The organism is Micromonospora sp. CA-259024, from assembly GCF_050936255.1.
Taxonomy (GTDB): domain Bacteria; phylum Actinomycetota; class Actinomycetes; order Mycobacteriales; family Micromonosporaceae; genus Micromonospora.
The window spans coordinates 1,638,611-1,648,649 of the sequence record NZ_JBNJND010000001.1 but is presented as its reverse complement, the minus strand read 5'-3'; the positions used below and the strand labels follow the sequence as shown (position 1 = coordinate 1,648,649).

Annotated in this window: 7 protein-coding genes, 1 pseudogene and 1 riboswitch; of the genes and pseudogenes, 4 read left to right on the top strand and 4 right to left on the bottom strand. The window is 74.1% G+C overall.

The features are described 5' to 3' along the window. Positions 1-60 precede the first annotated feature (60 nt). The 3 genes and pseudogenes from ACQEUX_RS06835 to ACQEUX_RS06825 all read right to left on the bottom strand — a co-directional run bounded on the left by ACQEUX_RS06835 (position 61) and on the right by ACQEUX_RS06825 (position 6,380). Positions 61-2,363: pseudogene (locus tag ACQEUX_RS06835) on the bottom strand (magnesium chelatase subunit D family protein). 55 nt (positions 2,364-2,418) lie between these two features. Further along, complete coding sequence (cobN, locus tag ACQEUX_RS06830) at positions 2,419-6,087, bottom strand: cobaltochelatase subunit CobN (protein ID WP_433042858.1); 3,669 nt, start codon at positions 6,085-6,087, stop codon at positions 2,419-2,421. 143 nt (positions 6,088-6,230) lie between these two features. Continuing rightward, positions 6,231-6,380: a hypothetical protein gene (locus tag ACQEUX_RS06825; RefSeq protein WP_433042855.1), complete on the bottom strand. Its 150-nt coding sequence runs from the start codon at positions 6,378-6,380 to the stop codon at positions 6,231-6,233. A 25-nt stretch (positions 6,381-6,405) separates the two neighbouring features. Continuing rightward, a riboswitch (cobalamin riboswitch) is annotated at positions 6,406-6,582 on the bottom strand. A 326-nt stretch (positions 6,583-6,908) separates the two neighbouring features. Here ACQEUX_RS06825 and ACQEUX_RS06820 point away from each other — a divergent pair. After that, on the top strand, positions 6,909-7,616 hold the full coding sequence (locus ACQEUX_RS06820; RefSeq protein WP_433042852.1) for an MBL fold metallo-hydrolase: 708 nt from the start codon (positions 6,909-6,911) through the stop codon (positions 7,614-7,616). 82 nt (positions 7,617-7,698) lie between these two features. Here the strand turns inward: ACQEUX_RS06820 and ACQEUX_RS06815 are convergent, their stop codons facing one another. Next, a complete protein-coding gene (locus ACQEUX_RS06815) occupies positions 7,699-8,034 on the bottom strand; it encodes a hypothetical protein (RefSeq protein ID WP_007460726.1) in 336 nt (111 codons plus the stop codon). A 127-nt stretch (positions 8,035-8,161) separates the two neighbouring features. Here ACQEUX_RS06815 and ACQEUX_RS06810 point away from each other — a divergent pair, with 127 nt between their 5' ends. The 3 genes from ACQEUX_RS06810 to ACQEUX_RS06800 all read left to right on the top strand — a co-directional run bounded on the left by ACQEUX_RS06810 (position 8,162) and on the right by ACQEUX_RS06800 (position 10,036). Beyond that, complete coding sequence (locus ACQEUX_RS06810; RefSeq protein WP_433042849.1) at positions 8,162-8,743, top strand: RNA polymerase sigma factor; 582 nt, start codon at positions 8,162-8,164, stop codon at positions 8,741-8,743. After that, on the top strand, positions 8,736-9,455 hold the full coding sequence (locus ACQEUX_RS06805; protein ID WP_433042846.1) for a hypothetical protein: 720 nt from the start codon (positions 8,736-8,738) through the stop codon (positions 9,453-9,455). Before ACQEUX_RS06810 ends, ACQEUX_RS06805 begins: the two co-directional genes overlap by 8 nt. Before the next feature lie 68 nt (positions 9,456-9,523). After that, a complete protein-coding gene (locus ACQEUX_RS06800; RefSeq protein WP_433042843.1) occupies positions 9,524-10,036 on the top strand; it encodes a hypothetical protein in 513 nt (170 codons plus the stop codon). Positions 10,037-10,039: the final 3 nt, after the last annotated feature.

Genomic DNA, 10,039 nt, shown 5'->3' with positions numbered 1-10,039 from the left:
TGTCCCGCGAACACTCCCGCGATCTTGCAGTTTCTGCTCGTCATATACGTACTTCGCCCGTTATGCCGCGACAGGAAGTGCAAGATCGCGGGGGCGGGGGTGGGGGTGGGTCAGGGCCTCCAGAGGGGTTCGGGGGGCATTGAGCTGGGTTGCCAGCCGGGTTGCCAGGTGCAGGCGGACGGGGCCGGATTCGCAGTCGACGACCACGCAGGGGGCGCCCGTCGCCGCCAGGACCGCCGCCGCCGCTGCCGCCCTGTCCAGCGGGCGGTTCCCGGCGGTGGCGCGGCCGTCGGTGACGACGAGGACCAGGGGACGGCGCTTCGGGTCGCGCAGGCGTTCCACCCGCAGCAGATCCGCGGCCGCGAGCAGCCCCTCGGCCAGCGGCGTACGCCCACCGGTGGGCAACTCGGCCAACCGGGTCGAGGCGGCCAGCACCGACGAGGTGGCCGGCAGCAGCGTCCGCGCGCCGGCACCCCGGAAGGCGATCACCGCGACCTTGTCCCGCCGCTGGTACGCGTCGGTGAGCAGGGCGAGCACCGCGTCCTTCACGGCGGTCATCCGCTGCCGGGCACCCATCGAGCCGCTCGCGTCCACCACGAACAGCACCAGGTTGCCCTCGCGCCCCTCCCGAACCGCCTCGCGCACGTCGTCCGGGCGCAACCGCAGTGGGCCGGTCAACCGTCCCCGGGCCGCCTGGTGCGGCGCGGCGGCGCGGACGGTCGCCGGCAGGTGCAGGGCCCCGACCCGGCCCGTCGGCACCCGGGCCCCGGTGGTGCGCCCGCGCCCGGTGCGGGCACGCGAACGCCGGCCGGGCACCCCGTCACCCACGCCGGGCGCGGTGAGCACCCGCGCCGTCAACCCACCCCGGGGTACGGCCACCGGCTGGGACTCCCCGCCGCCGGTGGGGTCGTCGGCACCGGTCGCCGATTGCCGGCCACCGCGCGGGCGCGAGTTCTGGCCGTCGTCACCCCGGTCGCCCTGCTGGTGCTGCGGCCAGCCGTCGTCGTCGCCCCCGTCGCCCGGCTGGCTCTGCGGCCAGCCGTCGGTGCCGTCCGGGCCGTCGGTGCGCCCATCGGGGCCAGCGCCGTCACGCGCCGCCGAGTGCCCGGCCGACCCCGGTTCACCCTGGTCGACGCCGTCGCCGCCGCCGTCACCGCCCTGCTGACCGCCGCCGCTTGGTCCGCCCCCGTTCGGACCGCCGCCACCGGCCGGGCCACCGCCCTGCGGGGGGCCGCCGTCGTCCGGGCCGCGGTCGTCGGGGCCGGCGTCGTCCGGGTCGTCGGGATGGGCGTCCTGGGCGCGCTGCAACGCCTCGTCGAGGCGCTTCTCGTCCAGCCCGGGAGTGTCGAACGGGTCGCGGCGGCGGCGGTGCGGCAGGGCCAACCGGGCGGCCACCCGGACGTCGTCGATGGTGACCCGGTCCCGGCCGTGCCAGGCGGCGTGGGCCAGCGCGGTACGGGCGGTGACGATGTCGGCGCGCATCCCGTCCACGTCGAACGCCGCACACACCTCGGCGATCTGGCGCAGCGCGGCGTCCGGGAGTCGTACCCCGGGAAGCCGGCGGCGGGCGGCGGCGACCTGGCCGGCGATCTCGGCGTCGGCGTCAGCCCAGCGGGCGGCGAAGCCGACCGGGTCGGCGTCGGCGGCGAGCCGGCGGCGCACCACCTCGACCCGAATCTCCGGGTCCCGGCTGGCACCCACCTCGACGGTGAGCCCGAACCGGTCGAGCAACTGCGGGCGCAGCTCCCCCTCCTCCGGGTTCATCGTGCCGACCAGCAGGAACCGGGCCGCGTGACTGACCGAGACGCCCTCCCGCTCGACGTGGCTGCGACCCATCGCCGCCGCGTCGAGCAGCAGGTCGACGAGGTGGTCGTGCAACAGGTTGACCTCGTCGACGTAGAGCACGCCCCGGTGCGCGGCGGCGAGCAGGCCCGGCTCGAAGGCGCGTACCCCCTCGCCGAGGGCCTTCTCCAGATCCAGCGAGCCGACCACCCGGTCCTCGGCGGCACCGACCGGCAGCTCCACCAGCCGGGCCGGGCGGATCTCGGCGGCGGCGTCGGCCGGGTGCGGGCCGTCCGGGCAGCCGGGGTCGGGCTCGGCCGGGTCGCAGCCGAAGCGGCAACCGGCGACCCGGCGGACCGGGGGCAGCAGCGCGGCGAGGGCCCGCACGGCGGTGGACTTGGCGGTGCCCTTCTCGCCGCGGACCAGCACACCACCGATCGCCGGGGAGACCGCGTTGAGCAGCAACGCCAGGCGCATGTCGGCCATGCCGAGCACGGCACTGAACGGATAGGTGACGGTCACTGGACCTTCTTTCGTTCGCGACTGCGGGCTCGCAAAACCGGCTCACTCCTCGCGCTCACTGCGCTTCCTTCGTTCGCGACTGCGGGGCTCGCAAAACCGGCTCACTCCTCGCGCTCACACCCGGTCCTCCAGGTCGCCCTCGCTGGCCAGGTACGTGTCGCGGAGCCGGTCGAGGGTGGCCGGCTCGGGTTTGGCCCACAGCCCCCGGTCGGCGGCCTCCAACAGTCGCTCGGTGATGCCGCGTAGCGCCCACGGGTTGGACCGCTCCAGGAACTCCCGGGTGGTCTCGTCGAAGAGGTACGCGGCGGCCAGGTGCTCGTACATCCAGTCGTCGACCACGCCGGCGGTGGCGTCGTAGCCGAACAGGTAGTCCACGGTGGCCGCCAGCTCGAACGCGCCCTTGTAGCCGTGCCGGCGCATCGCGGCGATCCACTTCGGGTTGACCACCCGGGCGCGGAACACCCGCCGGGTCTCCTCGCCCAGCGTGCGGGTGCGCACGTCGTGCGGCATCGCCGAGTCACCCACGTACGCCTGGGGTGACGTGCCGGTGAGGTGGCGGACCATCGCCACCATCCCGCCGTGGTACTGGAAGTAGTCGTCGGAGTCCACGATGTCGTGCTCGCGGGTGTCCTGGTTCTTCACCGCCACGGCGATCCGGGCGAAGGAGCGCTCCATGTCGGCGCGTGCCTCCCGCCCGTCCAGGCCCCGGCCGTAGGCGTAGCCGCCCCACACCGCGTACACCTCGGCCAGGTCGGCGTCGCTGCGCCAGGTCCGGGCGTCGATCAGGGGCAGCAGTCCCGCGCCGTACGCCCCGGGCTTGGAGCCGAAGATCCGGGCGGTGGCCCGCCGCTCGTCGCCGTGCTCGGCGAGGTCGGCGGCCACGTGCGCCCGCAGATAGTTGTCCTCGTCCGGCTCGTCGAGGGCGGCGACCCGCCGGACGGCGTCGTCGAGCAGCGCCACCACGTGCGGGAACGCGTCGCGGAAGAAGCCGGAGATACGCACGGTGACGTCGACGCGGGGCCGGCCCAACTCGGCGGTCGGCACCACCTCGATGCCGGTGACGCGCCGCGACCGGTCGTCCCAGACCGGCCGGCAACCCAACAGCGCGAGCACCTCGGCGATGTCGTCGCCCTGGGTCCGCATGGCGCTGGTGCCCCACACGGTCAGACCCACCGAGCGGGGGTACGCCCCGGTGTCGGCGAGGTGCCGGTCCAGCAGGGATTCCGCGAGGGCCACCCCGACGTCCCAGGCGTTGCGGCTGGGAATGGCCTTCGGGTCGACGGAGTAGAAGTTGCGCCCGGTGGGCAGCACGTTGACCAGGCCCCGGGTGGGTGAGCCGGACGGACCGGGCGGTACGAACCGCCCGTCGAGCGCCCGGAGGGCGTTGGTCAGCTCGTCGGTGGTCCGGTCCAGCCGGGGCACCAGCTCGGTGGCGGCGAAGTGCAGCACCGCGGCGACGTCCGGGATCGGCCGGCCGGTGACCTCCGCGACCACCGCGTCGACCGCGTCCACCGCCCAGTCCAGGGTTTCCATGCCGACCACCAGCCGCCGGGCGAGACCCTCGATCAGGTCGATCGCGTCGGCGGCGGTGCCGGCCGGCCCGTCCACCACGTCGGTCAGCGCGGTAGGTAGCGCCAGTCGCTGGCCGGGTGACGCGAGCAGCGCCTGCTCGTCGAGCCCGTACGCGACGGCGAGGGCCTGCCGCAGGCCGGGCAGGGCGCGGGCGCCGCCCCAGATCTGTGGGGCGCGCAGCACCGCGAGGACCAGGTTGACCCGGGGCTCACCGGTGGGCGCGTCGGCGAGGATGTGCAGCCCGTCGCGGATCTGCACGTCCTTGACCTCGCAGAGGTACCCGTCGAGGTGCAGCACGAAGTCGTCGAAGTCGTCCGCGTCGGGCATCGCCTCGGCGTGCAGGTCGTGGTGCAGCTCGGCGGCACGCACCAGGTCCCAGATCTGCGCCCGCACGGTGGGCACCTTGGCCGGGTCGAGGGCCTGCACCGTGGCGTACTCGTCGAGCAGCTGCTCCAGCTTGGCCAGGTCGCCGTAGGTTTCGGCGCGGGCCATCGGCGGCACCAGGTGGTCGATCACGACGGCGTGCGCCCGCCGCTTGGCCTGGGTGCCCTCGCCGGGGTCGTTGACGATGAACGGGTAGACCAGCGGCAGGTCACCGAGGACCGCGTCGGGCGCGCAGTCGGCGGCGAGACCGAGGCCCTTGCCGGGCAGCCACTCCAGGGTGCCGTGCTTGCCCAGGTGGACCACCGCGTCCGCACCGAAGCCGCCGTCGGCGACCGGCGCGGCCAACCAGCGGTACGCGGCCAGGTAGTGGTGGCTGGGCGGCAGGTCCGGGTCGTGGTAGATGGCGATCGGGTTCTCCCCGAAGCCGCGCGGCGGCTGGATCAGCAGCACCACGTTGCCGAAGCGCAGCCCGGCGAGCACGATGTCGCCACCCTCGGTGTAGAGCTCGCCGGGTGGCTCACCCCAGTGCTCCCGCATCCGCTCGCGCAGCTCGGCCGGGACCTGGTCGAACCAGCGCCGGTAGGTCTGCCCCGGTATCCGGGCCTCGGCCGCGGCCAACTGCTCCGGGGTGAGCCATTCCACGTCGTGGCCACCGGCGGCGATCAGCGCGTGGATCAACGCGTCCCCGTCGGCGGGCGGCGGCGCGTCGCCCAGGTCATAGCCGTCCTCGGCCAGCGCGGCGAACAACCGGACCGCCGAGACCGGGGTGTCCAGCCCGACGGCGTTGCCGACCCGGGAGTGCTTGGTGGGGTACGAGCTGAGCACCACCGCGACCCGCTTGTTGGGGTTGGGCAGGTACCGCAGCCGGGCGTGGCGCACCGCGATCCCGGCGACCCGGGCGGCCCGCTCGGGGTCGGCGGCGTAGACCGAGAGGCCGTCCGCGTCGATCTGCTTGAACGAGAACGGCACGGTGATGATCCGGCCGTCGAACTCGGGGATCGCCACCTGCATGGCGGCGTCCAACGGGGACAGTCCGGCGTCGCTGCCGGCCCACTGCTCGCGGGTGCTGGTCAGGCAGAGCGCCTGGATGACGGGCACGTCCAGGGCGGCCAGCGCGCCGACGTCCCAGGCGTCCTCGTCGCCGCCTCCGGAGGCGTCCGCCGCGACCGCGCCGCCGGCCGCGAGCACGGTGACCAGCAGCGCGTCGCAGCGGGCGAAGAGCCCGAGCGGGCCGGCGCCCGCGGTGAGCCCGCGCAGCGAGCCGCAGAAGATCGGCAGCGGGTTGCCGCCGGCCGCCCGTACCGCCTCGGCCAGCACGTCGACGAACCCGGTGTTGCCCGCCAGCGCGTGCGCCCGGTAGAAGACGATTCCCACGGTCGGCCGGTCCGGGTCGGTCGGGTGCACGCCGTGCACGCCGTACGCCGGGGTGGGCCTGGGCGGGTCGAACCCCTCGCCGGTGAGCAGCACCGTGTCGGAGAGGAACCGGGCCAGCTGCCCGAGGTTGTCCGGCCCGCCCTCGACCAGGTACGCGAGCGCCTGGGTGACGACCCCGGACGGCACGGTGGAGATGGCCATCAGCTCCGCGTCGGGCAGCGCCTCGCCACCGAGCACGACCGTCGGCACGCCGGTGCCGAGCACCGCGTCGAGACCGTCCGACCAAGCCTGCCGGCCCCCGAGCAGGCGTACGACAACGAGGGCGACCCCGTCGAGCAGGGCGGGCACCTCGTCGGCGGCGACCCGCGCGGGGTTGGCCAGCCGGTAGTCGGCGCCGCTGGCGCGGGCGGCCAGCAGGTCGGTGTCGGCGGTGGAGAGCAGCAGGATGCGCACGGCAGGCTCCGGAGGGTGACGCCCTGACCACGATGTGGGTGGCCTGGACGATGCGGGTGGGTGCGGCGTCAGCCGGTACGACGGCCGGGCGGACGACTCACCGGCGCGGGGCGTCGGGGTCGGTCAGCGCCGGGACGGTCAGCTCAGTGGTGCCGGTAGCCGGCGGGGGCGCCCCGGTGCACGCCGACGTGGCAGGCCCGGAGCACGCGGGCGGCACCGGTCATGGGCGCGGCGAAGCGCCCGCTCCGCGGGTCATGACGATGCTCGTCGATGAATGAGACGCCGTGCGTCATCGGGTCCTCCTCGGGTGTCCACGCCCTGGGGTACGTCCCGACGGCCGAAGTATCCTGGCTTCCGGATCAACGCTCTCCCCCGGCCTTCCAACCGCAGACACACGGCCGTGACTCACGAGGGGGGATCGCTCCCCGGTGACAGTGGCGGGACCGCGTCGGAATCTCACCGACTTCCTTCACTGCCGTCAGGCCGCGAATGCTGCCACACCCCTCCGCCGCCGGTCAACGCCGACCCCGGCGCCGACGAGCGGGTGCCGCTTATCGGCGCTCGTCGATTGGCCCGCGCTCGAACGCCAGCATCGCAATGCCCCGGGTCAATACCGCCCGTCCTTTGCTCTGCTTACCCGGGCGTACCAGGGACGACGCGTTTCCGTTGCGCCCGGGTAAGCAGAGCGAAGCGTGTTCGCACATGCTCTGGCCTGCGTCGATCGTCCGGCGAGGCGATGCCACATGGCCCCGTCACCTAAGATCGACGATCGCCGGCCCAGCGTCCGCGATCAATCTCGGAGGTCGATCACCATCGTCGCCATGCAGTTCCGCCACCTGGCGGGCCGCGTCTGGCTCTGCCCGGGTGACCCCGACCCGGCCCGGGTCCAGGCCGGCGTCGCCGTCGTCGCCGACGAACGCGGCAGTGTGATGATCGACGCCGGGCAGAGCCCCGCGCACGCCGGCGAGATCCAGGCCGCGCTCGCCGCCGCCGGGCTGCCGGAGCCGCGCTGGCTCGTCTACACCCACCACCACTGGGACCACGTCTGGGGCGCCTGCGCCTGGCCCGGAGTGGAGATCGTCGGGCACGAGACGGCCGTGCCGCTGCTGCGCGCCGAGGCCGCCCGGCCGTGGAGCCACCGCTACCTCGACGAGCAGGTGCGCGCCAACCCCCGCCTCGGCCCGAGCTTCCGCGCCCGGGCACGCGCGATGGACTCCTGGGAGGAGTTCGCCGTCCTGCCGCCGACCCGGACCTTCAGCGACGTGGCGGAGTTGCCTGTGGGGGTTCGGCTACGCCACGTCGGCGGCGGGCACGCACCGGACTCGACCGTGGTGCTGGTGCCCGACTCGGGGGTCCTGCTGCTGGGCGACTGCTTCTATCCGCCGCCGGCGCACCTGCGTCGACCCGATGACGGCCCTGACCTGGATCTGGTCCGGCGACTGCTCGACGACGACGTCAGCTGGTACGTGTCCAGCCACGCCGAGCCGATGACGCTTGAGCAGGCCCGAACAGCCGTCGAGGGCGCCTGAGCACGGTGCCACAGCCGCGCTCAGTCGACACGGAAGTCGTCCAGCGCGCGCTCAGCCGGCACGCGCTCAGCAGACCTGATGCTCAGCGGGCGTGCCGTTCCGGGTGGGCGCGGTTCCACACCCGCATCCGTTCCGGGTAGCCGGTGCGCGCCGCCTCGTACAGCGGCACCGCGTGCTTGCGGGCGATGGCGCCCGCGGCGCGCGGCGTGCCGGTGCGGCGACGGATCCACTCGCCGTCGTGGGCGATCGCCACCACCGTGGTGTCCGTCGCGGTGGTCTCCGGCTCCAGGTAGAACTCCACCCCCCGCCGGGAGGCGACGAACGCCTCCAGCGCCGCGAGGTCGTCGCGGGTCGCCTCCCGGTCCAGCTTCGTCGGGGTCGCCTCGGCACCCCGCGACCGACGATTGAACCAGCTCATGCCCCGCTCCTCTCCTCGACGCCCTCCAGTGCAGCACCGATTCCTGGCAATCCGCTGCACGCCGGATGGGAGGGAGCTGACCCGCTCCGGAAACCACGGGTGGAACCCGCGGCGCCTGCGCGGTGTCATGAGTGTGATCCGAACGGAGGCTCCCCTGGACGACGAGGCGCTCGTCACCCGCGCTCGGGCAGGTGACCTGGAGGCGTACGACCTCCTGGTCGCCCGGCACACCGCGTCCGCGCACCGGACGGCGGTGCTGCTCGGGGCGGGCTCGGACTCCGAGGACGTCATCCAGGAGGCGTTCGTGAAGGCGTACCGCAAGCTGTCCCGTTATCGGGGCGAGGCGTCCTTCCGATCGTGGCTGCTCGCGATCGTCGCCAACGAGACCCGCAACCTGCACCGGTCCCGGGGTCGGCGTGACGGCCTCGTCCTGCGGGCCGCGACCGCGAACCCCCCGGCCGAGATCGCCGAGGACGCGGCGGTCGACGCGGTCCTCGCCGGGGAGCGCCGCGCCTCGCTGGTGGAGGCCCTGCGTCAACTCCCCGTGCGCGACCGCGAGGTCATCGTGTGCCGGTTCTTCCTCGACCTCAGCGAGGAGGAGACGGTGGCGGCACTGGGCTGGCCCCGGGGCACCGTGAAGTCGCGCACATCCCGGGCGCTGGCGAAGCTCCGCGGCCTGCTCGACCGCGAGGAGGTTCGGCATGGCTGACCTCGAACGGGAGCTGCGCGACCTGTCCGCCTGGCTGGAGACGCCCGAGCCGCCCGACGTGACCGCCCGTGTCCGCGTACGGCTCAGCAGGCCCCCGCTCCGACGGCGCCGGTGGCGCTCGCTCGCGACGGTGGCGCTCGTCGTCCTGCTCGTGGCGGTGTTACCGCCGACACGTGCCGCCATCGCCGACGCCGTTGCCGGGCTGCTGCGCTTCGCCGGCGTCAGCATCGCCACCTCGCCCCCGCCGACGCCGCCCAGCGGCACTCCGTCGCCGTTGCCCGCGCAGCGGGGCGTCGCCCTGGACGAGGCGCAACGGTCGGTGCGGTTCCCGATCCGCCTACCGGCGAAGCTGGGCCCGCCCGAGCAGGTGCTGGTCGCCGACCCCGACGCCACGGGCAGGTGTCGGGTGGCGTCCGTGCTCTACGACGGGGGCGCGCTGCGCCTCGACGCGTTCGACGGACGTCTCGATCTGGCCTTCCACAAGGAGGTCACCCCGCCGGGCGTGGCCTGGGTCCAGGTCGACGGCGACTTCGCCGTCTGGGTGGACGGTCCACATGTGCTGTCGTACGTCGACCGTGCGGGTGAGGTCCGCCGGGAGACCGCCCGGCTGGCCGCCTCGACCCTGATCTGGCAGGGGGTCGGCGTGAGCTACCGGCTTGAGGGTGCCCTCACCAAGGCTGAGGCGATCGAGATCGCCGAATCGTTGCGGTAGGAACCCGGCAGGGCCGGCCGGTGTCGTGTAGATGCGACGAGTCGTCGACGCGTACCGGGAGGGTCGAGATGGGTTCATGGGGCAGGTTGGTGCTGGCGTCATCGGTGGTCGTGCTGGCGGGGTGCACGACCACGACCAGCGGCGGGTCAGCCACGCCGGATGGCGCCGGCGCCACCACGGCGAGCGCCGCGACCGGTTGCGACTCGCGGGTCGAGACCGACTCCCTGCCGGACTGGGCGGACGCCGGTTTCAGCGGGGACGCCCGGGTTCCGCACGTCTTCGGCGCGAAGGGCGACATCGTGGCGGTGCTGTTCGCCCATCCGCTGCGCCAGGACAGGAAGGACGGGTCGAACAACAAGATCCTGTGGGTCGCCCGCGCCGCCACGACGTCGCCCGACCCGGCGTCACCGGCGACCCTGGTGATCACCGCGACGCTGGACGGCACCGACACCCGGGTGACCCGGGAGGTCGCCGGCGGTCCGGGCCCGTCGATCATCGACATGCCACAGGCCGGTTGCTGGCGCCTCGACCTCCGCTGGTCCGGGCACACCGACACGATGGACCTGGTCTACGCCCCGTGACCT